Source organism: Mitsuaria sp. BK037 (assembly GCF_014193045.1).
GTDB lineage: Bacteria > Pseudomonadota > Gammaproteobacteria > Burkholderiales > Burkholderiaceae_C > Roseateles.
The window spans coordinates 1,623,771-1,648,857 of record NZ_JACHYS010000001.1 but is presented as its reverse complement, the minus strand read 5'-3'; the positions used below and the strand labels follow the sequence as shown (position 1 = coordinate 1,648,857).

The 25,087-nt window shown below is 72.1% G+C and carries 16 protein-coding genes; 8 read left to right on the top strand and 8 right to left on the bottom strand.

The window, feature by feature from the left end; translation table 11 throughout:
• Positions 1–267: 267 nt before the first annotated feature.
• Entirely contained in the window at positions 268–1,101 is an 834-nt protein-coding gene (locus FHT37_RS06765; protein WP_409072691.1) for an alpha/beta fold hydrolase, read from the top strand.
• Positions 1,102–1,132: 31 nt separating this feature from the next.
• Here the strand turns inward: FHT37_RS06765 and FHT37_RS06760 are convergent, their stop codons facing one another.
• Both FHT37_RS06760 and FHT37_RS06755 read right to left on the bottom strand, forming a co-directional pair.
• Positions 1,133–2,677: an HD domain-containing phosphohydrolase gene (locus tag FHT37_RS06760; protein ID WP_409072690.1), complete on the bottom strand. Its 1,545-nt coding sequence runs from the start codon at positions 2,675–2,677 to the stop codon at positions 1,133–1,135.
• Positions 2,678–2,872: 195 nt separating this feature from the next.
• Positions 2,873–3,643 (bottom strand): alpha/beta fold hydrolase, encoded by a 771-nt coding sequence (locus FHT37_RS06755; protein ID WP_183479679.1) that lies wholly within the window; start codon positions 3,641–3,643, stop codon positions 2,873–2,875.
• A gap of 558 nt (positions 3,644–4,201) precedes the next feature.
• Here FHT37_RS06755 and FHT37_RS06750 point away from each other — a divergent pair.
• From FHT37_RS06750 to FHT37_RS06735, 4 genes are all read left to right on the top strand, one after another.
• The gene (locus FHT37_RS06750; RefSeq protein WP_183479677.1) at positions 4,202–4,882 is read left to right on the top strand and encodes a choice-of-anchor J family PEP-CTERM protein; all 681 of its coding nucleotides are present in this window, start codon (positions 4,202–4,204) and stop codon (positions 4,880–4,882) included.
• A 61-nt stretch (positions 4,883–4,943) separates the two neighbouring features.
• Positions 4,944–5,399, top strand: coding sequence for a post-PEP-CTERM-1 domain-containing protein (locus FHT37_RS06745; protein WP_147242362.1), 456 nt, complete (start codon positions 4,944–4,946; stop codon positions 5,397–5,399).
• A gap of 3 nt (positions 5,400–5,402) precedes the next feature.
• Positions 5,403–6,890: a PA domain-containing protein gene (locus FHT37_RS06740; protein WP_183479674.1), complete on the top strand. Its 1,488-nt coding sequence runs from the start codon at positions 5,403–5,405 to the stop codon at positions 6,888–6,890.
• A gap of 249 nt (positions 6,891–7,139) precedes the next feature.
• Positions 7,140–7,415: an HU family DNA-binding protein gene (locus tag FHT37_RS06735; protein ID WP_091724693.1), complete on the top strand. Its 276-nt coding sequence runs from the start codon at positions 7,140–7,142 to the stop codon at positions 7,413–7,415.
• A gap of 184 nt (positions 7,416–7,599) precedes the next feature.
• Here FHT37_RS06735 and FHT37_RS06730 read toward each other — a convergent pair whose 3' ends face one another.
• Entirely contained in the window at positions 7,600–8,433 is an 834-nt protein-coding gene (locus FHT37_RS06730; protein ID WP_183479672.1) for an enoyl-CoA hydratase-related protein, read from the bottom strand.
• Positions 8,434–8,511: 78 nt separating this feature from the next.
• Positions 8,512–9,705, bottom strand: coding sequence for an NO-inducible flavohemoprotein (gene hmpA / locus FHT37_RS06725; protein ID WP_183479670.1), 1,194 nt, complete (start codon positions 9,703–9,705; stop codon positions 8,512–8,514).
• 183 nt (positions 9,706–9,888) lie between these two features.
• Here hmpA and norR point away from each other — a divergent pair, with 183 nt between their 5' ends.
• Together norR and FHT37_RS06715 are read left to right on the top strand one after the other, a co-directional pair.
• Positions 9,889–11,451, top strand: coding sequence for a nitric oxide reductase transcriptional regulator NorR (gene norR / locus FHT37_RS06720; protein ID WP_183479668.1), 1,563 nt, complete (start codon positions 9,889–9,891; stop codon positions 11,449–11,451).
• Between the two features lie 59 nt (positions 11,452–11,510).
• Positions 11,511–12,722 (top strand): PAS domain-containing sensor histidine kinase, encoded by a 1,212-nt coding sequence (locus FHT37_RS06715; protein WP_183479666.1) that lies wholly within the window; start codon positions 11,511–11,513, stop codon positions 12,720–12,722.
• Between the two features lie 72 nt (positions 12,723–12,794).
• Here FHT37_RS06715 and FHT37_RS06710 read toward each other — a convergent pair whose 3' ends face one another.
• Together FHT37_RS06710 and FHT37_RS06705 are read right to left on the bottom strand one after the other, a co-directional pair.
• Positions 12,795–13,652: an NPP1 family protein gene (locus FHT37_RS06710; protein WP_221210970.1), complete on the bottom strand. Its 858-nt coding sequence runs from the start codon at positions 13,650–13,652 to the stop codon at positions 12,795–12,797.
• 17 nt (positions 13,653–13,669) lie between these two features.
• Positions 13,670–15,646: a phosphatase PAP2 family protein gene (locus FHT37_RS06705; protein ID WP_091724689.1), complete on the bottom strand. Its 1,977-nt coding sequence runs from the start codon at positions 15,644–15,646 to the stop codon at positions 13,670–13,672.
• Positions 15,647–15,836: 190 nt separating this feature from the next.
• Between FHT37_RS06705 and FHT37_RS06700 the strand changes: the two genes are divergently transcribed.
• Complete coding sequence (locus FHT37_RS06700) at positions 15,837–16,856, top strand: expansin EXLX1 family cellulose-binding protein (RefSeq protein ID WP_183479664.1); 1,020 nt, start codon at positions 15,837–15,839, stop codon at positions 16,854–16,856.
• Between the two features lie 48 nt (positions 16,857–16,904).
• On the opposite strand, the gene FHT37_RS06695 is transcribed toward FHT37_RS06700, so the two are convergent.
• A complete protein-coding gene (locus FHT37_RS06695; protein ID WP_183479662.1) occupies positions 16,905–18,527 on the bottom strand; it encodes a ShlB/FhaC/HecB family hemolysin secretion/activation protein in 1,623 nt (540 codons plus the stop codon).
• Between the two features lie 97 nt (positions 18,528–18,624).
• Complete coding sequence (locus FHT37_RS06690) at positions 18,625–25,080, bottom strand: filamentous hemagglutinin N-terminal domain-containing protein (protein ID WP_183479660.1); 6,456 nt, start codon at positions 25,078–25,080, stop codon at positions 18,625–18,627.
• Positions 25,081–25,087: the final 7 nt, after the last annotated feature.

The following is a 25,087-nucleotide window of genomic DNA, read 5'->3' as shown; positions in this document are numbered from 1 at the left end:
GGCGGGCACGACCGCGAGGCTTGTAGGCGATCGCCTGACAGCCGCATCGGGCGATGTCCTCCGCGACGATGCGCCGTTGCCCTCGTGCCCGCGGATGCGGACCTCCGTACAGTAGATCCTGACAACGGAATTCGAGCTTCCGTTGTTCATGCTTCTCTCTCGCATGGTCCGTCTTTTCCCTCTGCAGACGGACGAACTTTCGGCCCCGGTCTCACGACCGGGGCCTTTTCTTTTGGCGCGTCCAGGCGATCGTCCGGCCTGCCTAAGATGCGCGCCATGGACAGCACGACAACGACGCAGCGCCTGCGCATCGACTGGCGCGGCCGGCCGACCGACATCGACTACGCCTGGGTCAACGACACCGCCCGCGGACCGGCCGGCGCGCCGGCGCCGGTGATGGTGTTCCTGCACGAGGGGCTCGGGTCGATCGCGATGTGGCGCGACTTCCCGGCCCGCCTGTGCGAGGCCCTGGGCCTGCGCGGCCTGGTGTACTCGCGGCCCGGCTACGGCCGCTCGACGATGCGGGCCCCCGATGAGCGCTGGACCCCGGACTATCTCCACCGCCAGGCGCATGAGGTGCTGCCCGCGGTGCTGGCCGGCCTGGGCGTCGACTCGCCGCCCTGGCTCTTCGGCCACAGCGACGGCGGCTCCATCGCGCTGCTGCATGCGGCCCGCCTGCCCACCGCGGGCGCGGTCGTCGCAGCGCCGCACATCGTCGTGGAGTCGCTCTCCATCGACGGCATCCGCGACACCGTCGCGGCGTATGAGCGCGGCCCGCTGCGCGAGCGCCTGGCGCGCTTCCATGACGATCCCGACTCGCCTTTCCGAGGCTGGAGCGACTGCTGGCTCAGCCCCGCGTTCCGCGACTGGTCGATCGTCGAGGAGATCCGCGCGATCCGCTGCCCGCTGCTGGCGATGCAGGGCGTCGACGATGAATACGGCACGCTCGAGCAGATCCGCGGCATCGCCCGCGCGGTGCCGTGGACGCGCCTCTTCGAGATCCCCGCCTGCGGACACTCGCCGCACAAGGACCGGCCCGCGGAGGTGATCGCCGCGGTCCGCGACTGGCTGGTCGAGGTCGGCCCCGGCGCGCCGCGCTGAGCGGTGTCGCGCGGGTCCGGGAGAGAGCCGCTCAGACCGGCAGCAAACCCATCGTCATCGCCTTGAGCGTCGCGGCGGCGCGCGTGCTGCAGCCGAGCTTGCGGAAGGCGCTTTCCAGATGGGTGCGCACGGTGGCCGGGCTGATGCCCAGGACCTTGGCCGCTTCCTTGTTGCTCTCGCCGATCGCGATGCGCGCGAGCACCTCGGTCTCGCGCGCGGAGAGCGTGACCGTCGCGGGCGAGGGCGCGGTGGGCGTCACGCGACGCGGTTCGGCGCCGCAGACGGCCGCGGTGGCCTGCGCATCGAGCCGGCCCGCCGCCACTTCGACCTGCAGGGTCGCGCGCGCCGCGTCGACGTCCAGCGCCGGCGCACCGGGCCGGGCGGTGCGCGCGGTGACCCAGGCGGCCGCCGCCGCGAGCACCCGCGCCGGTACGGGGATCGCCGCGCCGGACGCGCCCCGGAACGCGCCCGAACCGTCCATGCGCTCGTCGACGAAGGACGCCAGTTCGGCCTCCTCCTGCAGCGCGGTCAGTCGCCGGGCGGCGCGGCCGGTCCAGTAGGGCATCAAGCGCAGGCGCTCGCGATCGGCTTCGCCGAGGCGGCGGCCCTCGCTCCACAGCGCGTTGGGCACCGACGCCCGTCCGATGCCATGCAGCAGCCCGGCGCGGTGCAGCCGCGCCTGCGCCGGCTCGTCCAGGCCGAGCGCGGCGCCGGCCGCGCGGGCGGCCTCCGCGACGCGCCGCGACAAGCCGGTCATCCAGGGCAGCTTGAGATCGATGACGTCCGCGACGAGCTCCAGCGGCGTGTGCAGCGCGGCCAGCGCGCCGTTCAGGTCGGGCGCGTTGCCGGGCGCTCGCCGACCGGGGGCACCTTGGGCGCCGCGTTCAGGGCCGGCCATCGAGCTCGCCATCGCGGCGTCACCCACGGCCTCATGGGCGCCTTCGTCGAGCGCCGCCATCCAGTCGGCCGCGTGTCGCGTGGACAGCGCCACCAGCGCCTGCGGGTACTTGGCGTCGGCGCGCTCGGCGATGTGCCGCAGCGCCGCCGGCAGCCCGTGGACGCGGCTGAAGATCTCCAGGTCGCCGGCCAGCGCGACGGCGAAGACGACGGCCGGCACCGCGTCGCCGCGCAGGCCGGCGGGCTTGCCGCGGCCGTCCCAGGTTTCGAAGAGGTGATGCATCGCGCGCTCGATGCCCGCGGGCAGGCCCAGCAGCCGGGCGATCTCGCCGGCGACCTCGCAGTGGATCAGCGCCGCGTCGCCGAGCGTGCCGGCCAGCGCCGAGGCCTCCGCGGCCGAGCCGTTGGAGAGCATCGCGTCGCGGCCGCCGACGTCGTCGCCCATCAGCACCGAGAACTCCGGCGCGTTGGCCGTGCAGCCAGACCAGCGCAGCAGCGCGACGCAGGTCGCATGGCCGGGAGCCTCGTCGGCATCGCGGCCGAGCGCGAGGCCTTCAGCCCGGGCGGCCTCGGCGATGCGGGTCGCCAGCCAGGCGGCGCGGGTCGAGTGGTCGACCGGCTGGCCCATGCTGAGGTCGCCGACGAAGGCGAGTGCGCGTACGGCATCGAGCACCGGCACGCGCGAACCCGCCGGCGCCGGGGAGGGCGTCGACGGGATTGACGGAGAGATCGGAAGAGAAGCAGCGGTCACGGCATTCCAGGAGCGAGGTCCAGCGCACCGCGGGCCGCGCACGGGGCGCGTCCGGCGCGCCTCGCCGGCGTGGCGCACCTTGCGTGCTCGGCGCGCTGGGCTGGCCCGCGGTCGGCGCGGACCTTACCGGGATTGCCGGACGGCGTCCAGGATGAGCCTGGCGACCGCTTCGGGCTGCGATTGCTGCGGCACGTGCGAGGTGCCGACCCGGGTCACCTTGGCGCCGGCGCGCTGCGCCATCGCGGCCTGCGCCTCGGGCGCGATCATGCGGTCGGCGCTGGCCAGCAGGTACCAGGACGGCTTGGTCTTCCAGGCCGCGACCGACACCGGCTGCTCGAAGGCTTTGGCCTGGATCGGCCCCTGCGTCGCCGCCATCACGGCGGTGGTCGCGGCCGGCAGGTCCTGCGCGAAGTGGTCGCGCATGCCGGTGGGGGTCAGGCTCAGCCAGCCCTGCGCGTCGGCCTTGAAGTGCGCCAGGCCGGAGGGCGTCGGGAAACCCTTGCCCTGCTCGGCGGTGTTCTGGCCGACGTCGGGCGCGAAGGCCGCGATGTAGACGAGCGCGGCGACCTTGTCCGCGGCGCCGGCCTCGGTGATCACGGTGCCGCCCCAGGAGTGGCCGACCAGCACCACCTTGCCGGGCTGCGCGTCGATCGCGCGGCGCGCGGCGGCGACGTCGTCGGCCAGCGAGCTGAGCGGGTTCTGCACCGCGGTGACCTGCACGCCTTCGCGCTGCAGCAGCGGGATCACCTTGGCCCAGTCCGAGCCGTCGGCGAAGGCGCCGTGGACGATCACGACCGAGGGCTGCGGCGCCGGCGTGGCTGCGGACGCGAGGCCCGAGGCGGCGAGGGCGGAGGCCGCGGTGGCGGCGACGAGGAGGCGGCGGGCGATGTTCATGGGGAAGCTCCTGAGGACAGTGGAGGGGTGTTGGAACAGGGCTCCACTGTCGCGAATCGAGGCGCGCGCCGGTATCGGACGAATGTCCGAGGGCACCGTGCCGGTGAGATTCGCACCCGCTGCCCATCCGGATTTACGCGGAGCTCGCCACACTCGCCGACGGGCGAGTTGCGAGGCGCGTGGTTTGCGCATCGCGCGCCTTGGGCGGCTGGCGCCATGTCGTGCCGCCACGCGCGCGGTGGCCCGCCGCAGGCACTTCCCGTGACGATGCGTTTGCGCGGCCGTTTGCGTCCGCGTGCGCGACCGGACCGGGCAAGTCCTGTCCCCGTCATGGCGACCCGCGTCCCCACACGCCTTAGGGAAACAACCACCCCCGCACCGGGGGGGAGGCACGGCCCGACCCCCTCCTGCGAACCGTGACGGGAGTCACAGAATCGACCCGCCCGAAGGCCGCCCTCCCGCCGGCCGACAGCAGTCGCGGCGGCGTCCGTCATCCCGGTGCGCCGCCGCTCGAGTCCAGGTGGTCATCCCACCTTCATCCCGAAGAAGGACGCAGCAATGTTCAAGAAAGTCTGTTTGGCCGCGGCGGTGTTCGGCGCGATGGCGTCGGCCCATGCCGAGCAATACATCCTCATCAACGAAGGCTTCGACACCACGGTCGTCAACGGCGGCACGGTGCTCGCCCCCGACCGCCTGGGCGCCGCCGACTGGCGCTTCATCAACCTGAATTCGCCGTCGGGCGCGGTGCCGGGCTGGACGCAGGGCCTGGAGTCCAATTTCCCGGCCCAGGCCGGCGCCGGCGAATCCTTCCTGCAGGCGCGCTGGGCGGCCGGTCCGGACGGCGGCTCGCTGGGCAGCTGGCTGATCACTTCCGCCTTCTCGACGGCCTTCGACACGCAGGTCTCCTTCTGGGCCCGTGGCGGCGTCGACGGCAACTACGCCGACGACCTGACCTACGGCCTGGTGGACGCGGCCGGCGACCTGGCCAGCCTGCTGCCGGTCGCCACGATCACCGCCACCCTCGGCGAGTGGAGCCGATACACCTTCACGATCGCGGGCCAGGGCGCGGGCTCGAGCGCGCGCTTCGCCCTCGGCCACGTCGGCGCCGTCGACACCTCCGACATCGCCGCCGTCGACAGCCTGGTGGTGGCGCAGGTGCCCGAGCCCTCGAGCTGGGCGCTGGCCGGCGTCAGCCTGCTGGGCCTGATGGCCGCCCGCCGCCGTCGCGCCGCGCGTTGAGCGCCGACGCGCGCTTCCCGTTTCCCGATCCCTCCGAGTCATCTCCGCAAGGACAACGACCATGATCACCCGCATCTCCCTGGGCCTGGCGATCGCCGTGGCCCTGCCGCTGGCGGCGCAGGCTCACGAAGCCGCCGCGCCGGCGACTGCCGCCCCCGCCGCGCCGTCGGCACCCTCCGCCGCGCCCGTCATGGCGCAGGAGTCCCTCGTCGTCGTGCGCGACGCCGAGACCGGCAAGCTCCGCCCGGCCACGGCCGAGGAACATGCCGCGCTGCAGGCGCAGCTGCCGGCCGCCAAGGCCCGCGTCGCGCTGCGCGCGGTGGCGCTCTCGCCGCAGATGAAGCTGCACAGCAGCGGTGCCACCGGCATCCGCGCGACCGACGAGATGGCGAGCCAGTCCGTCGTCGTGCGCGGTCCCGACGGCAAGCTGATCGAAGCCTGCTTCGCCAGCAAGGAAGAGGCCGAGGCCTTCATGAAGAGCGCCGCCGCCGCCAAGTCGGCCCTGCCCACGGAGTAAGCCATGCCCAAGACCTTCAGCTTCAAGCAGACCCTGCTGCGCTCGGCCGTCGTGGCCGCCCTGTGCGGCGCCGGCCTGGCGCAGGCCGCCACCATCGTCATCCAGAGCCGCGATCCGGCCGGCGTCGGCTTCAACGACACGACGCCGGTCGCGCCGGTGGGCGGCAACCCGGGCACCACGCTCGGCGAGCAGCGCATGTTCATCTACCGCTACGTCGCCGACGTGTGGGAACAGGCGCTGGAGAGCGACGTGACCATCACCGTCAGCGCCGCCTGGGAACCGCTGGCCTGCACCGCCTCGTCGGCGACGCTGGGCAGCGCCAGCGCCTGGAACTTCTGGTACGGCTTCCAGGGCGGCGCGCCCGACACCTGGTATCCGCAAGCCCTGGCCAACAAGCTGGCCAAGGTCAACCTGAGCGAGGGCCAGCCCGACACCACGGGCTTCAACAACGTCGACATCAAGACCCAGTTCAACATCAACCTGGGCAAGGAAGGCTGCCTGACCGGCTCGCCGTTCTACCTGGGCATCGACGGCAACTTCGGCAATGGCGTGAACTTCGTCGAGACGCTGCTGCATGAGCTGGGCCATGGCCTGGGCTTCAGCGTGCTGTCGGTGCAGACCTCGACCGGCAAGCGCATCAACCGCGCCGGCACCGCCTACACCGACGACGGACTGCCCAGCATCTGGGAGCGCTTCATGTTCGACAACACCCAGGGCAAGACCTGGCTGAACATGACGAGCGCGGAGCGCAAGGCCTCGGCGGTGAACCCGCTGGGCCTGGCCTGGGTCGGGCCCAACGTGGTCGCCGGTGCCGGCATGCTGGCGGCCACGCCGGTGCTGAAGGTTGCGACCGCGGCGCCGGGTTATTCGGGCCAGTACCCCTACGGCACCGCCTCCTTCGGGCCGGCGGTCGGCAGCGGGATGACGCTGGGGTCGATCTCGACGATCGCGCCGGACACGGTCGGCGCGGGCCAGGGCTGCCTGCCGTTCAACGGCGCCGACACGGCCGCTAGCGCCGGCAAGGTGGTGGTGATCGATCGCGGTACCTGCGGTTTCGCGGTTAAGGCCAAGAACGCGCAGAACGCCGGCGCGATCGGCGTGATCATCGCCAACAACGCCGCGGGCGCCGCGCCGGGCCTGGGCGGCAGCGATCCGACGGTCACCATCCCCACGATCAGCGTGTCGCAGGCCGACGGCGTGAAGCTGCGCGCCGCCATCACCGCCTCGGTGCCCTACGGCATGCGCGGCAAGGTGGGCTACGCGACCGGCTCGCTGACGACCGACCCGAGCCGCCGCGCCGGTGCCGACGCGCTGGGCCGGCCGCTGCTGTACACGCCCAACCCGCTGGTGGGCGGCTCGTCGGTGTCGCACTGGGATGTCTCGGCCTCGCCCAACCTGCTGATGGAACCCAACATCAGCCCGGACCTGGGCCTGGTGCTGGTGCCGCCGAAGGACCTGACCAAGTCGCTGCTGAAGGACCTGGGCTGGTAAGCCTTCCGGCGACCTGACGCCCCTGAAGCCCGGCGCTCGCGCCGGGCTTCGTCGTTCAGGGGGACTGAATGGCTGGGAGGGCCGTCTTCAGGGGGACGATGTCGCCCGAAAAGGCGATGCCATCCGCGATGCGGACGCCTGACGGCCCTGGCGTCGAGGCGGTTGCGTCTTCAAACAGGCGGGGGTGCCGGACTGGCTGATAATCGCGGCCCCGGCTCGCCGGACCCTGGTTTTTTACTGGAAGCATTGATGAACAAGAGTGAACTGATCGAAGGCATCGCCACCAAGGCGGGCGTCACCCGTGCCGTGGCCGCGACCGCCCTGGACGCGACCCTGGAAACCATCACCGAAGCCCTGGCCGCCGGCGACCAGATCGCCCTGGTCGGCTTCGGCACCTTCAAGGTGAGCGAGCGCGCCGCCCGCACCGGCAAGAACCCGGCCACCGGCGAAGCGCTGGACATCCCGGCCTCCAAGGTCGCCAAGTTCACCGCCGGCAAGGCGCTGAAGGATGCGGTGAACAAGTAAGCCTCCCGGCGCTTGTCTCGCGACAACGCCCGCTCCTGCGATAAGCAGGGCGGGCGTTTCTGTTTTCTGGACCGCCGCGTCGGGCTTGACCTCGGCCTGGAGCTACGACGCCGGGACGTCTGGGGGCCTTGAGGCGGAGCCGCCTTTTCCGATGAAGGCCAAGGGCGGGCTGGCAGCGAGGACCTCAGCCCTCGCGGAAGAACTTCAGCGCAGCCAGATCCGGGAAGGCGGTGGGCCGCTTGGCCTGCGTCGCCGCGAACGCCTCCATCAAATTCCTGTTCTGCCAGATCGCCGCCTGCAGCCAGCCCATCTGCTGCAGGCTGTCCTTGACGCCGTGATCGCGCGCGTAGTGGATCGCCTGCTTGCTGCCCCACACCGCCACCGGTGGCTTCTGCGCGATCTCGCGCGCGCACTGCAGCGCGGCCTCGACGCACTCGGCCGGCGTCGCCAGGACATCGTTCACCAGCCCGACCGCCAGCGCCCGCGCCGCCGGCAGGCGGCGGCCGGTGTAGGCCATTTCCTTGACCACCCCCAGCGGGATCAGCTTGGGCAGGCGCTGCAGCGTGCCCAGGTCGGCGGCCATGCCGATGTTGATCTCCTGGATGCAGAAGAAGGCGCCAGCCTCCGCATAGCGGATGTCGCAGGCCGCCACGAGGTCCACCGCGCCGCCGATGCAGCCGCCCTGGATCGCGGCGATCGTCGGCACGCGCAGGTCGTCCAGGCGGTTGAAGGCCTGCTGCATGTCGGCCAGCAGGTCGACGATCGCGGCACGCCCCTCGGCGCTGCGGTCGTCGAGCTGGATGCCGCCGTTCTGGAACACGTCCAGCGACATGCCCGCGCTGAAATGCCGCCCCGTCGAGGAGATCACCAGCGCCCGCAGCGTGGGGCTGCGATGCAGCTGGTCCAGCACCGTCTCCAGCTCGCGCCACAGCTGCGGCGACATCGTGTTCATCGCGTCGGGCCGGTTCAGCACCAGGTGGCCGACGCCGGCGTCTTCGGTCAGGGTGAGGCATTCCATGCGGGTCTCCTTGTTCCGTCCCTGCCGTCGGGCGGGCAGGGGACGGGCCATGCTAGCGGCAGACCCCGCCGCGCCGCGTCATCGAGGCGACGCGACCAGCTCCTGCGTCGGGCCGAAGAACTCGTAGCGCAGCTGCGCCTCGGGCACGCCGAGCTGGCGGCCGGCGCGGTAGACCGCCTGCATGAACGGCTTCGGTCCGAGCAGGTACAGGTCGACGTCGCGGTCCTCGGGCAGGTGGCGCGCCAGCAGCGCATCCGTCACCTGGCCGACCTCGTGCGGCTCGTCGCCTTCGCGCGGCGCGTCGTAGACGTACATGGCCTCGACGTTGCGGTGCGCCGCGGCCAGCAGGTCCACGCGCTCGCGGAAGGCGTGCACGCCGCCGTGGCGCGCCGCATGGATGAAGCGGATCGGCCGGCCGCTGGGGGCCGCCGACTCCAGCATCGCCATCGCCGGCGTGATGCCGACACCGCCGGTCACCAGCAGCAGCGGCCGGGTGGCTTGCGGGTCGAGCGTGAACTCGCCCGCCGGCGCCTGGACCTCCAGGCGCGCGCCGACCTCGACGCGGTCGTGCATCCAGCCCGACACCAGGCCGCCGTCCTCGCGTTTGATGCTGACGCGGTACCAGGGCTTGCCCGGCGCGTCCGACAGCGAGTAGTTGCGGCGCACCGTGCGGCCGTCGATGTCCAGCACCAGCGTCAGGTATTGCCCGGGCTGGAAGGGCGGGAGCGGCTGGCCGTCGACCGGCTCCAGGTAGAACGAGGTGATCAGCTCGCTCTCGCGCTCCTTGCGCGCGACGACCATCGTGCGTTGGCCGCGCCAGCCGCCCGGCAGCGCGGCGGTGGCGGCGTAGGCCTGCTCTTCGGCATCGATCAGCAACTGGGCGAGCGCGCCGTAGGCCTCGGCCCAGGCGTCGATGATCGCGTCGGTGGCCACCTCGGCGCCCAGCACCTCGCGGATCGCGCGCAGCAGGCATTGGCCGACGATCGGGTAATGCGCCGGCTGCACGCCCAGCGCCACATGCTTCTGGACGATGCGGGGCAGGGCCGGGGCCAGTTCATGGACGCGGTCGATGTGGCTCGCGTAGGCCAGCACCGCGCCGGCCAGTGCGCGCGCCTGCGTGCCCTCGGCCTGGTGCGCCTCGTTGAAGAAGGCCTTCAGCTCGGGATGCTCGGACAGCATCACGCGATAGAAGTGGCGCGTGATCTCCTCGCCGCGCGACTTCAGCAGCGGCACCGTGGCCTGGATCAGGGCGATGGTCTGGGGCTTGAACATGAGCGTCGGAACTCCGGATTCGTTGAGGATGCCCGTCAGCAATCAGGAATCGTGCCAAGCATGCGGCGTTGGCAGTGGCGCTGCAAGTCATTGAGCCGGCTGGGGTTTCCGCGCTGCACGGCGGATGTGTGGTCGGAATGACCGAGAATCCGCCGCTGTCGAACAGACAACGAAGGTGTCGAAATGACAACGGAAGCGCGGTTTCGCCAATTGCTCGCTGCGGTGCGCGGCCTGGTCCGCTGCGACGCGGCCGCGCTGCTGCGCCTGTTGCCCGAAGAGGGCGAGCCGGTGCTGCAACCGGTGGCCGTCGACGGACTGGCCGAGGAAGCGCTGGGCCGGCGCTTTCCGGCGGCTGCCCATCCGCGCCTGGCCCGCCTGCTGGCCAGCGGCGAGGGCCTGCGCTTCGCCGCCGACGCCGGCCTGCCCGATCCCTATGACGGCCTGCTCGAGCACCAGCAGGAACTGGAGGCCGTCCACGACTGCATGGGCGCACCGCTGCGCGTCGACGGCCGCGTCTGGGGCCTGGTGACGCTGGATGCGCTCGATCCCCACGCGTTCGACGAGGTCGGTCCGCAACGGCTGGCGGCGGTCGTGCGGCTGCTCGAGGCGGGCCTCGCGGCCGAGGACACGATCGCGACGCTGGCCCAGCGTGCCGCGCGCGAACAGGCGCTGGCGCGCGCAGTGCGGCGCGACAGTCCGCGCGAGCTGCTCGGACGCAGCGCGGCGATGGTCCGCCTGCGCGGCGAGATCGACACCGTCGCGGCCTCCGACCTGACGGTGCTGATCCTGGGCGAGACCGGCGTGGGCAAGGAACTCGTCGCGGAGCGCCTGCATGCCCGCTCGACGCGCCAGGACCGGCCGCTGGTGCAGATCAACTGCGCCGCCTTGCCCGAGACCCTGGCCGACAGCGAGCTCTTCGGCCACAAGCGCGGCGCCTTCACCGGCGCGGTGGCGGACCGCGTCGGCAAGTTCGAGCTGGCCGACGGCGGCACGCTGCTGCTGGACGAGGTCGGCGAGCTGCCGCTGCCGGTGCAGGCCAAGCTGCTGCGCGTGCTGCAGAGCGGCGACGTACAGCGTCCCGGCAGCGATCGCGTGCAGCGGGTCGACGTGCGGGTCCTGGCCGCGACCAACCGCGACCTGCGCGAGGAGGTCGCGCGCGGGCGCTTCCGCGCCGATCTCTATCACCGGCTGTCGGTTTATCCGCTGCGCGTGCCGGCGCTGCGCGAGCGCGGCCGCGACGTGCTGGCCCTGGCGGGCAGCTTCCTGGAGGAGAACCAGCACCGGCTCGGCGCCCGCAACCTGCGGCTGTCGCCGGCGGCGTCGCAGGCGCTGCTCGCCCACGACTGGCCGGGCAATGTCCGCGAACTCGAGCATCTGATCAGCCGCGCCGCGCTCCGCGCGCTGGCGACGGCCGGGCGCGGCGGGCGATGGATCGCGATCGAGCCGGAGCACCTCGGCCTGGGCGAAGGTGCATCGGTGACTCGCCCTGCGCCCACCGATGACGGCGCGGATGCCGGTCGGGAGCCCCGAATGCCCCGTGACCCGATGGCCTCGGCGGTCGATGCTGCGACGGACGCCACGGGGCCGGGCCTGCGCGCGGCGACCGAGCAGTTCCAGCGCCGCTGGATCGAGGAGGCGCTGCGGCGCCACGGTGGCGCGATGGCCGCCGCGGCCCGCGAGGCCGGCATGGATCGCAGCAATTTCCTCCGTCTGGCCAAGCGGCTGGGCGTCGGCGTGGCGCGATAGAGTCGGCCGCTCAGGGCAGGTCACGGACTCACGGGACAGTGAGGCGGACGAGGTACGGGATGACGGCTGACAAGCCAGGAAACGACGGACAGGACCGAGAGGGCGACGACGTCGCGCGCCTGCACCAGGCGGGCGACGAGGCCTATCGGCGCCTGGTGGAGGGCGTGCTGGACTACGCGATCTTCCTGCTCACGCCGTCCGGCCGGATCGCGACCTGGAACGCGGGCGCGCGGCGCATCAAGGGGTATGAGGCGGACGAGATCATCGGCCGGCATTTCTCGGTCTTCTACACCCAGCCGGACATCGACGCGGCCTGGCCCGACGCGGAGCTCAAGCTCGCGCGCGAGCACGGCCGCTTCGAGGACGAGGGCTGGCGCGTGCGGCGCGACGGGTCGACCTTCTGGGCCAATGTCGTGATCACGGCGATCAAGCATGCGGACGGCGACCTGCTCGGCTACGCCAAGGTCACCCGCGACCTCACCGCGCGCATGGAGCAGGAGCGCGAGCGCCGCCGCATGGCGGAGCTGGTCGAGGAGAGCCGCCGCATGACCGAATTCATCGCGGTGCTGTCGCACGAGATCCGCAATCCGCTGGCGCCGCTGACCAACGTGCTGTCCCTGCTGGACCGCGAGACGCTGAGCCCACGCGCCACCTGGTGCGTCGAGGTCGCGAGCAAGCAGGTGCGGCAGATCAACCGGCTGGTCGAGGACCTGCTCGACGTCAGCCGCGTCACCACCGGGAAGGTGCGCCTGACCATGACGCCGCTGGAGCTGGGCGAGGTGGTGCGGGAGGCCGTCGAGGGCATGCGTCCGGCGGCCGAGGCCCGCGAGCATCGCCTGCAGGCCACCTGGCCGACGCAGCCGCTGGCGGTCACGGGCGACCGCACGCGCTTGATCCAGCTGGTGAGCAACCTGCTCAGCAACGCGATCAAGTTCACGCCGCCGGGCGGCACGATCGCGCTGACGCTGCGGCGCGACGACGATGCGGCGGTGATCACCGTCGTCGACAACGGCATCGGCATGACCGCGCAGACGCTGGCCCATGCGTTCGAGCCCTTCTCGCAGGGCGAGGAGCATGCGCGCGGTCACGGCGCGCATGGGGCGCACGGCGGCCTGGGCCTGGGGCTCGCGCTGGTGCGCAGCATCGCGGAACTGCATGGGGGCGGCGCGGCCGCCCACAGCGCGGGCAGCGGGCAGGGCGCGTCGGTGTCGGTCCGGTTGCCGCTGAGCGCCGACCCGCTGGCGGACGAGCCGGCGCACGCGATGAAATGACAAGGGCCGCGGCATCGCGCCGCGGCCCTGGGTCGCGCCCGGCGCCCGAGGCGCCGAACCGATCGCGGCGACTCAGCGCGCCGCGTCGATGCTGGCCGACGTGAACGCCGGATAACCGGCCGGGCGGCCGTTGTTGAGGTTGGTCAGGAAGTTGCTGTCCTTGACCGGCACGTTGGCCGAGCCGTAGTCGAAGCCGTTGAGCAGGCCGCGCATCGTCGCGTTGCTCACGCCGTCGCCGGTCATCGCGGTCCAGCTGACGATCGCCGGCGTGAGCCACTGGCCATACGGGTTCTCGGCGGCGATCTCGTCGGTGCCGGCGAAGCGCATCGCATGCGTCAGCGCGCCGTCCTTGTGATAGACGAAGCGCACGTGCCCGTTCTGCACGGCCAGCGTGCCGACCGCCGCGTTGGTCAGGTCGCCATGCGCGCTGTAGCCGGCATGGGTGACCACGCCATTCGTGGTCCAGATCGCCGCGTGCTCCCAGTCGTGGCGATGACCGCCGCCAAGCGCCGTCACCTGGTCCTTCAGGAAATACAGCGCGTAGAAATGGCCGCAATAGACGTTGCCGCCGCTGGTGACGCAGGCGTGGCGATGCAGCGTGTTCGCGTAGTCCAGGAAGTCCGCGCGGCGGCAGCCGGCGGTGATGCCGCCCGAGGTCTTCAGTCCGCCGTTCTGCTGCCCGCTGCGGCTGACGCCGGCGCTGGGCAGGCAGCCGTCGGTGTCGAAGTCGAACAGCGGATAGGTCGCTGCGATCGACACGTTCGCCGGCCAGGCCGCCGAGAGGGCGGGGAAGTCGTCGGCCCATGCCGACGGCGCGGCGACGACGGTCGACAGGACCAGCGCGGCGGCGGCGCTCAAGCGTCTCATGCGATTCATGCGCTTCGTGTGGTTCATGCGCTTCATGCGGTTCATGCGCTTCATGCGGTTCATGCGATGTCCCCTCGTGCTCAGTTGATGCGGATCTGCAGACCGGTGGCCGTGTAGGTCGGCGTCGCGGTGAAGCCCTCGACCACCACCTTGTCGAACTTGCCCTTCAGCGTCGCCGCCTGGATCGCCACCACGGTGTCGCCACTGCGCGGCACCGTGCCGGCCTGGAACTTCACCGTCAGCGTGCCGCCAGCGATCACCACGTTGCCCGCCGCGGTCAGGCTGCCGGCGTTGGCGGCGCCCAGGTGCAGCTCCAGCGCGCCGGTCGCGAGCTGGGTGTAGTTCACCACCGCCACCGGCGTGGCCGCCTGCGTCATCAGCGTGCCGGTGTCGACGTAGACATCGCCGGTGCCCAGCGCCTTGGCGCTGTCGGCGCGCAGCACGCCGCCCGAGACCTGCGTGCCGCCGGTGAATGCATTCGCGCCGGCCAGGGCCAGCGTGCCGCTGCCCAGCTTGGTCAGCTTGCCGGCGCCGCGGATGTCGTTGCGCCACACATCCAGCGCCTGGAAGCCGCCTCGGGCCGCGTCCATCGTGACGCTGACGTCGCCATCGAAGGCGCCGTAGCCATCGGCCGCGGCGAAGAGGTTCAGCCGGCCCCAGCCCTCGGCATCGTCCATGACCGGCGTGCCGGAGGCCAGCGCGGTCGTCTTCAGCACCACGCGGCGCTGGTCGGCGCTGAGGTAGGGCAGGCGGGTCTCCAGCAGCACCTCCGCGCCCTTGGGCACGACCGCCGCCTTGGTGGTGGCGGCGATCGGCGCCAGGCCGAAGGTCATCAGGCGCAACACCGTCGCCTTGTTGGTGGCGTAGTCGGCGTAGGGGTCCTGCGCCAGCGGCAGCGAATGCGCATAGGCCTGCAGCGCCGCGGCGTCCTTCGCGCCGACGGCGGCCATCAAGGCCGTGCGCGCCTGGTCGTAGGCGGCCTGACGGCCGGATTTGTTGGGATCGGTCGCCAGGTTGGCCGCCGCGGCCGCCACGCCCTGGATGCGACCGCCGATCACGTCCAGCGGCGAATGCATGCCCGCGTAGATGCGGTTCTCGCCCAGCACCAGGGCACGGGTGACCATCTCCTGGTAGCGCTCGGGCACGAGGTAGGCCATCGCCAGCGCCTTGCGCACGGCTTCCGCGCTGTGGCCGCTGACGAAGCCGCCATCGGTCGTCGGCGTGCCGCTCTTGGCCGGCTCCAGCGCCGGCACCACCTTGACGCTGGCGCTCCAGCGCCAGGGGCGGGCGTACTTGTAGAAGCGCTTGGCCGGCTCCGTCGACGCGTTGTTGCCGATGTTGGCCACCAGGTCGATCGCCGCGCCGAAGCCGTGGCTGTTGGCGCTGCCCGCGTTGCCGATGTCGTTGCCCTTGTCGTTGTAGAGCACCGTGGTCGCGTCGGCCGCGATGTCCGTGATGGTGGTGCTCTGCTCGCTGAGCGTGCGCCAGGCCGTCGTCAACGGGCCCATGCCGTCGCTGATGCTGTAGCCCTTGCCGCGGCGATCGTCGAGGTAGGCGGCCAGCTCCTGCGCCGGCGTGCGGCGCGCGGTGGCATCGACGACGTACTGCACGTTGGCGGCATGGACCGCCGCGTTGAGCACCTTGCCGTCGGTCGCGTCGCCGGGCAGGCCGCTCCAGCTCGATGCGGCAACGGCCGCGAAGCCGTCGCGTGCCGGGGCGCTCGCGCCCGCGTCGACGAGCAGCGTGCTCGGCTGCCAGATGTCCAGGAAGCCCGACACCACGCGCACGCCGGCATTGGTCTGCAAGGTGGCGTAGCGCGCGTCGCCGCGCTGGTTGCTCGCGATGTTGTCGATGAAGGGCGGGACCTGCGTCTCGTCCTGCACCGCGGCGCTGTCGGTGGTGCCCAGGCCCTTGGGCGCGGCGGGGATGACCAGCGGCTGCTCCGGGCTGTCGTCGTCGTCGGAGGAGCAGGCGCCGAGCAGCAGCGCGGGCACGAACACGGGGAGCAGGGCGAGCAGCAGCGGGCGGCGCTTGGCCGGGAAGGCGGAGAGAGACATCGGTGGTGAGACAAGCGGGTGGGAACGGCGGCGGACTCTAGGGGACCTCGATGTCGTGCCGATGACAACGCAGTCATATGGCGTTACCCATTCTCACCAGGGCTTGCGGACGAAGCCGGGACACTGCGGCGGTCCGGTGGGGCAGACCACGGATTCACCAGTGTTCATCGAGGTCAACGGGGGAATCGTCATGACATCACGGCTTGCGGCGCAGCGCCGCGCGTTTCTGTCGCTGCTGGTTGGCGGCTTGCTGGCGGGCTTGCAGCTCACCGCCGCGGCGCAGGGCAACTACCAGCAGACCCACACCGGGCAGGGCACCTTCTACGGCTACGGCGGAGGCGGCAACTGCTCCTTGCCCAAGCCCACCGACATCCTGACCGCGGCGATGAACACCGCCGACTACAACACCGCGCAGGCCTGCGGCGCCTGCATCGAGGTGACCAACCTCAACACGCAGCAGAAGGTGGTGGCACGCGTCGATGACCGCTGCCCCGAGTGCGCGCCCGGTGACGTGGACCTGTCGCAGGAGGCCTTCGCGAAGATCTCGCCGATCGAGGCCGGACGCATCCCCATCAGCTGGCGCTACGTGTCGTGCAACGCGCGCTCGGCCAAGCTGTTCTTCAAGGAGGGATCGAGCCAGTGGTGGGCGGGGGTGCAGGTCCGCGATCACGCCGGCCCGGTGGCCTCGCTCGAATACCGGCCCAGCAGCGGTGGCGCGTTCACGACGCTCGGCCGCGAGATGTACAACTACTTCATCGCCCCGAGCGGCATGGGCCCCGGCCCCTACGACATCCGGATCACCGACGTCTTCGGCCAGCAGATGCTGGCCCCGAACGTGACGCTGGCGGTGACGACGGAGATCGACCTCGGCCAGCAGTTCCCGCTGGTCCTGCCGGCGGCGGGCTCGGGCGGATCGTCCGGCGGCGGCGGCACGCCGACGACGCCGACGACGCCCGCGCAGCCGGCCACGGTCAGCATCAGCGTGGCCAACGACTGGGGCCAGGGCTACTGCAACAACGTCACCGTGGGCAATCCCAACGCGACGCCGCTGAACTGGACGGTGTCCTTCCCGGTCGTCGGCGCGATCTACACCGCGTGGAACGCGACGGTGTCGCAGAGCGGCACCAGTGCGACCGCGGTCGGCGTCAGCTGGAACCAGACGCTGCAGGCCGGCGCGACCACCTCGTTCGGCTTCTGCGCCAACCGCTGAGCGGCACGAGACGGGCGGGGGCCGGCCCGGCGCGATGACCCTGACCGGTCAGAACGCCCAGCCGGCCTGGACCCAGACGCGCACGGCGCGGTCCGGCTCGGACTGCGCCCGCTCCGCGCCGTGCCCGGCGATCGAGAGCGTCCAGTCCATCGTCCGCCAGGTGCCGCGCAGGGCGGCGCCGTAGCTGTGCAGCGTGCGACGGTTGTCCGTCGGGAGGAAGGGCGCCTCGTTGAGCCGCACGCCGCCGGCGCCCAGGAACACGCTGGGAATGAAGGCCGGATTCGCCGCGTAGTAGAGCTCGCCGGACGCGAGCCAGCCCTCGTCGCCGACGGCCTCGCCCGAGGGGTAGCCGCGCAGGCCCTGCACGCCGCCGAGGACGAACTTCTGGTACGAGTCCAGGTTGCGCGAGGCGAGCTGCCCGCTGGCCGCCATCAGCACGCCCCAGCCGCCGCCGAGTCGCTGGTTGCGCTGCAGGTCGAGGTTGAGCGTGCCGTAGCGCCCCGCGGTGCGCGCGCTCAGGCTGTCGATGAGCGCCGCGTCCGGCGAGCTGAAGCCCAGGTGCCCGCGGCCGACGCGCAGCGCGATCCGTGTATCCGCGCCGGCGGCGACATCGTCCCGCAGGCCGAGCATCAGCTGCAGCGTGCCATGCGTCGCACGCTTGCCGGTGGCGGTCCCGGTGGCGCGGATCTCGTCGTTCAGGCGACGGCGCTCGAGGCTGGCCTGCGCGGTGAGGTTGAGGGCGGTGCTGCGGATCAGCGGATAGCTGAGCTGCCATTCCGCCACGTTGGCTTGGCCGCGCGCGTCGAGCTCGGCGAAGGACGAGCCCAGCGCGTACTGGGTGCGCGTCACGCTCAGCCCCGTGCTCCATCCGCCGTTGCCGAGGGGGAGCTGCGCGGCCAGGCGGCCGTAGTAGAGGTCGCCCTCGCTCGCGAGCAGGCGGGCGCTGATCGATTCGCCGTGCCCGGTCGGGCTGTCCAGCACGATGGACCCACCGGCGCGGCGCTGGCCGGTGTAGCGCGAGCCGTGGTTGTCCGCCTCGATCCGGCCGCTGACCAGAGGGGCGGGTTCGGACTCGATCGAGATCGTCGTGTCCCCGGGCTGCGCGCCGGCCTGCAGCCGCGCCTTCAACCGGGCGCCGGGCAGGTCGGACAGCAGCAGCAGCGTGCGGTCCACCTGCGCCTGGTTCAGCGGCTCGCCGAGCGGGATCGCGGTCATGCGGGCCTCGAGGACCGAGGCGTCGATGCGGCTGCCGGGGGCCACCTGGACACGCACCTCGGCCAAGCGGCCTTCGATCACGCGGATCTCGACCTCGCCATCGCGGATCGTCTGCGGCGGCAGGACCGCGCGTGCCAGGAACCAGCCGTGATCGCGGTAGTGCTCGGTGATGCGGGCCGCGCCGCGTGCGAGCTCGTCCAGCGTCCGCGTGCCGTCGTTCAGGTCGGCGACCAGGGCCTCCAGGGCCTCGGCCGGGAACAGCCGCGCGCCGGTGACGCGGACGCGGCGCACGGGAATGGGGGTCGCGTCTCCGGACGCCGAAGCCTGGGCAGGATCGTCCGGGCGACGGGGCAAGGCGATGTCGCGCGAGGGGGCGGTGAGCTGGCTGGGCGGCGCGCTGGCGCGATGGGCGGTGTCCGCCATGGGCAGGACGTCCGCCTGGGCCTGCTGTGCCATCAGGAGCAGCAGCGAGGCCTGGACGAGGGTTCGATGAGCTGGGGGTGTGTCGCGCGGGCGGCGGATCATGAGGGGTTCGTCGTCGGACCCGCCGACTCTATCGCACCGACTCCGGCGGCAGATCGCGGGTCTCGACCGAGAGCGTCCCGGTCCACCAGCGGCCGATGCCCACCGTCGCCGGTTCCAGGTGGTCCAGCGGTGCGGAGGTCATGGTCCGGGCCTTCCAGAACAGGTCGGCGAGCGCCGAGAGGTAACGCGACGCGGCCTGCTCCGAGCCGGTCGCGATCAGGCCGGCGCTGGCCGGGAAGACGGTCAGGACGCCCGGCGCATAGCGGATGTCGTAGTTGCGGCTGGACAGGCCCGTGGCCGACACCTCGTAGCGTCCGGGCGGGGACGATGCCGTCGCGCCGGTGAGGTAGCGCAGCGTGCCGGACAGGTCGCTGGTCGCGGCCGTCTGGCCGGCGACCAGGCCGGCATAGGTCACCGAGAACGCCGGGTCGGGCCGGCCGATGAGCCGACTGGCGTCCGTGACCGAAACCAGCAGCGGCGCGGGCTTGATCTCGTAGCTGTGCCCGGGCGTCACGGTGACGAGGTAGCCGAGGCGGTCGGCCAGCGTGCCCGGCTGGACCGCGTAGCGGCCGCGGTCCTGGCCGGGCGCGCGGTCCAGGCTGCCGGTGAGGATCATCGCGGCGCTGTCGCCGTGCCGCTGGCCCGCCACCGTGTAGGCGATGCCGGGATCGCTCAGGCCGCCGTCGTAGACCTTGGTGTTGGCGCCGTCGGTGGGCGTGACCGTGAGCGAGGGGCGCTCGCGGTACAGGACGTAGGTGCTGCCGTCGCCGATGCCGATCGCGCCGGGCGCGTCGCCGGCCTGCCGGCCATAGCGGAAATTGCCGCTGCCGTCGGGCGCGCGCTCGGCGAGCGTGCCCGCCAGCCCGGTCCCATCGAGGCTGCCGGTGTAGACGGAGAGCAGGCGGCCGGGGTCCAGGCTCAGCGTGGCGGTGCTGATCACGTCGCCACCGGCCGCATCACCGCGCGCGCGAGTGGCGCCGGCCGACAGGAGGAGGTCGCCACCGGTGACGCGCCAGGTCCCGGAGGCGGTCAGGTCGCCGGCGGTCGTCCTCAACGAGACATTCCCCGTGGCACCGACGCCATCGACGGTCATCGCCTGGCCGTTCACGACGGCAAGGTTGCCGGCGTCGACGACGCGCAGCGTGTGCAGGGCATTGAGCGGGTCCTGCAGCGTGACGGCCCCGCCGCCGGCATTCAGCGTCGTGGTGCCGCCCACCGCCAGCGCGCCCAGCTGCGAGACACCGGACGCGGTCAGGTCCAGGTTGCCGCTCACAGCCGAAGCGCCGACGACCAGGGGTCCGGCGGCGGCAACGCTGGCGTCGGCGGCGGTCAGGCTCAGCGTGCCGCCGAAGTGGTTGTCCGGGCGGGGCAGGGCGATGTTGGCGCCACCGGCGTCCAGCGTGGCGGGACCGGTCACCGAGACGGCGCCGACCTGCTGGATGCCTGGGGCGTTCACGCGCAGCGCGCCGCCCGCGGACGAGGGCGCGAAGGCCAGCGGGACGCTGGTGTTGAGCAGCACGTCGCCGCTGGTGAGGCTCACGGCGCCAGTGAACACGTTGCCGGCGTCGGCCAGCGTGATCGCCGAGGTGCCGCTGCTCAGCGTCGAAGTCCCGGCGACCGACAGCGCTCCGGTCTGCTGCAGCCCGGGCGCGCTGGCCGTCAGCGAGCCGCTGAGCGTCGATGCGGCGAAGGTCAGCGGCGTGTGGGCCACGATCGTCGCGTCGCCGCCGGTGAGGCTCAGCGCGCCGCCGAAGGTGTTGCCGACGTTGGCGAGCGTGACGGCCGAAGTGCCGCTGTCGAGCGTGGACGGACCCGCGACCGACAAGGCGCCCGTTTGAAGCAGACCCGGCGCGCTCGCGATCAGCGAGCCGGTCAGCGTCGACGCTCCAAACGTGAGAGGCGCGTTGGCGGCCAACGTCGCATCGCCGCCCGTGAGACTCATCGCGCCACCAAACACGTTGGCGCCGTTGACGAGCGTGATAGCCGAGCTGCCGCTGTTGAGCGCGGTCGTGCCTGCGACTGAGAGTGCGCCCGTCTGCAGCAGCCCGGGCGCACTCGCAGTCAACGAGCCGGTCAGCGTCGATGCTCCAAAGGTCAGCGGCGCATTGGCGGCCACCGTCGCACTGCCAGCCGTGAGACTCATCGCGCCGCCAAACGCGTTGCCGCCGTTGACCAGCGTGATGGCCGAGCTGCCGCTGTTGAGCGCGCTCGGGCCGGCGATGGAGAGGACGCCGCTCTGCGAGATGCCCGACGCGGTGGCGTTGAGGCCACCGCTCAATGTCGAGGCCGCGAGCAGCAGCGGCGTGCTTGAACTGATCGTCGCATCGCCGCCGATGAGGCTCACGGCGCCGGTGAACACGTTGCCGGTGTTGGCCAGCGTGATGGTCGACGTGCCGCTGTTGAGCGTCGTCGTGCCTGCGACCGAGAGCGCGCCCGTCTGCAGCAGCCCGGGCGCGCTCGCGTTCAGTGAGCCGGTCAGCGTCGTCGCTCCAAACGTCAGGGGCGCATTCGCCGCCAACGTCGCATTGCCAGCCGTGAGGCTCATCGCGCCGCCAAACGCGTTGGCACTGTTGGCCAGCGAGATGGCCGAGCTGCCGCTGTTGAGCGCGCTCGGGCCGGCGATGGAGAGGACGCCGCTCTGAGAGATGCCCGGCGCGGTGGCGCTGATGCCGCCGCTCAAGGTTGAGGCCGCGAGCAGCAGCGGCGTGCTTGAGCCGATCGTCACATCGCCGCCGATGAGGCTCACAGCACCGGTGAATACGTTGCCGCTGTTGGCGAGCGTGATCACCGATGTGCCGCTATTGAACGTCGCCGTGCCGGCGACCGAAAGCGCGCCCGTCTGCAGCAGGCCGGGCGCGGTCGCGTTCAGCGAGCCGGTCAGCGTCGACGCTCCAAACGTCAGCGGCGCATTCGCTGCCACCGTCGCATCGCCAGCGGTGAGGCTCATCGCGCCGCCGAACGCGTTGGCGCCGTTGGTCAGCGTGATGGCCGAGCTGCCGCTATTGAGCGCGCTCGTGCCTGCGACCGAAAGCGCGCCTGTCTGCAACAGCCCGGGCGCGCTCGCAGTCAACGAGCCGGTCAGCGTCGACGCTCCAAACGTCAGCGGCGCATTCGCGGCCATCGTCGCATTGCCAGCGGTAAGACTCATCGCGCCGCCAAACACGTTGGCGGCGTTGGCGAGCGTGATGGCCGAGCTGCCGCTGTTGAGCGCGCTCGGGCCGGCGATGGAGAGGACGCCGCTCTGCGAGATGCCCGGTGCGGTGGCAGTGAGGCCACCGCTCAAGGTCGAGGCCGCGAGGAGCAGCGCCGTGCTGGAGTTGATCGTTGCGTCGCCGCTGGTGAGGCTCACGGCGCCGGTGAACACGTTGCCGCTGTTGGCCAGCGCGATCGCCGACGCGCCGCTGTTGAACGCGGTCGTGCCTGCGACCGAGAGCGCACCCGTCTGCAGCAGCCCGGGCGCGCTCGCAGTCAACGAGCCGGCCAGCGTCGATGCGCCAAACGTCAGCGGCGCATTCGCGGCCATCGTCGCATTGCCGGCGGTGAGGCTCATCGCGCCGCCGAACGCGTTGGCGCCATTGGCCAGCGTGATGGCCGAGCTGCCGCTGTTCAGCGTGCTCGCGCCGGAGACCGAGACCGCGCCGCTCTGCGAGATCCCGGGCGCCGTGACCGTCAGTGCGCCGCTGATGCTGGACGCCCCGAAGGTCAGCGCCGCGCTGTTGCGCAAGGTCGTGTCCGCCGCCGTCACCGCGACCGCGCCCGAGAAGGCATTGCCGGCGTTGACCAGGCTCACCGTGTTGCCCGCGCCGGCCGCGGTCATCGAGGTCGCGCCACCGATGTGGAAGTAGCCGCCGAAGGTGGTGTCGTCGGCCACCATGCCGGCGGCCGTGGTGATGCTCAGCGCGCCGGGCACGATCAGCCCGCCCTTGTTCCACAGCGCGCGCCGCGTGGCGACCTGGCTCTCGGCGCTGATCTGCAAGGGCGCCAGCGTCAGCACCGACAGCGTCGCCGGGCCGCCGATGTAGAAGCCGGTGTAGCCGCTGACCGTGTCCAGCGCCTGCGCGGAGATCTGGATCGGGATCGCCGCCGGCGCGCTGAGCCGGACGGCGGCGGTGCCGGATCCCCAGACGCCGTCGCCCCCCGCGTTGCTGCCCGCGATGTGCAGCGCGCCGGTCGACGCGGTGATGTCGACCTTGCCGTCGAGCTTCACCGCCGCGTTCCCATTGCTGGTGCTGGCGGCGCCGCCGACCGTCGTGTTCGTGCCGTTGATCGTCACCGACCCGCCCGTCAGCGTGACCGCGTTCGAACTGCTGCCGATCAGCGCCACCGTGGATTGCTGGTTCCGGTAGGTGCTCGCCGACGGATTGGAGGCGGTGCCGGTGATCGTCAGCGCCCCGGCGGTCGACAGCGCGTCCAGCGCGCCGAGCGTGACCGCGCTGCCGGACCAGGTGGCCGTGTTGCCGGTCGCGGTCCCGGCCAGGGTGATCGCGCCGCCGCCACTGCTGCTCAGGGTGTTGCCCCCGTTGAGGTAGACGCCGATGTTGCCGGTCGAGAACAGCGGCGCGCCATTGGCGTTCGTGCCGGTGACCGTCGCGATGCCGCCGCTGGTGCCGTTCACCGAGATCGACCCGGCGGCGGTGCTGAAGCTGTTCGAGCGCAGCCAGACGCCGATCCCGTTGCCGCTGCCGGCCTGCGTCCCGGTGATCGAGATGCTGCCCGCGCCGGCGGTGGTCCAGACGTTGGTGCTCAGGTCCACCGCCGCGGCCGTGGCCGCCGAGGCGCGGTTGGCGGTGACCGTGATGTTGCCGCCGTTGGCGTTGATGTCCAGGAAGCGCAGGCTGATCGGGCTGTTGCCCGAGGTGGTGGTGGTCGCCGCCGCGCTCATCGACACGTTCAGCGCGCCGCTGGTGCTGGTGATCGTGCGATGCGTGCCCGCGCTGGCATTGGTCGTGATCCGGCCATCGGCCACCAGGCTGAGCGTGGCGGCGCCGCCCGCGGTCTTGGCGATGTTGCCGTTGATCGCGATGTTGCCTTCCTGCGCGCCCGCGCCGACGGTGCGGATGGTGACGTTGCTGCCGCTGTTGAGCAGCGTCTGGATGCTGTTGACGCTGACCAGCGAGCCGCTCGCGCTCGGCGTCCAGATCCCACCGGAGAAGCCGCCCCCGGTCTGCGTGCCGGTGGAGATGGTGACGTTGTACGGGTCCAGCAGCCACAGGCCGCCGCTGGAGACTTCGACATCGATGCCGGTGGTGTCCAGCACATGGCCGGAGGTCTCGATGCGACCGCCGGCGCCGCCTTGCGGTCCGCCGACGGACTTCAGTCGGCCGAAGACGTTCGCGACCTCGGTGCCCCAGACGACGATCTCGCCGCCGTCGCCCCGCGTGGTGGCGCTCGCGTCGATGGCGGCCGTGGGCGCGACATAGGCGGCGGTCGCATTCGGCGACGGTCCCGCGCCCTGGAAGTTGCCGCCGACCAGCACCTGGCCGCCACCGCCGGCGCCGCGGGCGTCCAGCCGCGCGCCGTCGAAGACGCCGACCTTGTCGCCCAGCACGCGGATCGTGCCGCCGACCCCGCCGGCCTCCGGCGCGCTGGCGTCGAGTCGCCCCTCGACCCGCGCGACGCCGGTGGCCGGGTCGGCGATCAACTCGATCACGCCGCGGTCCTGGCGCACCGTCCTGGCCTGCACGACGCCCGACGCGTTGACGACCGACTCGGCCAGCCCGTCCAGCCCCTTGGCGGTGAGCACGACATGGCCCCCATCGGCGACGATCAGCCCGCCGTTGGCGGCCAGCGCCTGGGCCGCGCCGCGGCTGATGGTGTAGCCCAGCGGCCGGCCATCGGCCAGCGTCAGCGAGACCGCGGACGCGCCCGCGAGCAGCACGCTGCCGCCGTCCGCGTTCAGCGTGCCCGCGTTCTCGACCTTGGCGGCGATCAGCGCCAGCTTGCCGCCGGCGCCCGCCTGGATCGCGCCGCGGTTGACGACGCTCGCGGCGCTGTCGCCGGAGAACGCATGACGCCCGGCCTCGAAGTCCGCATTGCTCAGCTGCAGCGTGCTGGCGACCAGGCTGCCGACGTCGACCCGCGCGCCGCGGCCGAAGAGCACGCCGTTCGGATTGAGCAGGAACACGGTGCCGTTGGCGCTGAGCTCGCCCAGGATGCTGCTGGGTTCACGACCGGTGACGCGGTTCAGCGCGATCGCGCCGGGGCCGGGCTGGATGAAGCGGACCGATTCGCCGGCGGCGATGCCGAAGCTGGTCCAGTCGATCGCCAGCCGGGGCGATTGCTGCGTGATGGTGGTGGTGCCGTTGCCCTGGACGATGCGGCCGTTGCCCGCGGTCACCTGGCCGCCGCCCGGCGCGGCCGCCGCGGACGGCGCCAGGGCCGCGCCCGCCAGCAGGATCGCCGCGGCGCAGGCCACCGGCAACGGGGCTGGCAGCGGAGCCGGCGGGGCACTTCGATGCGGAACGCGCGGAACGTGCTTGTTCATGGGCGGG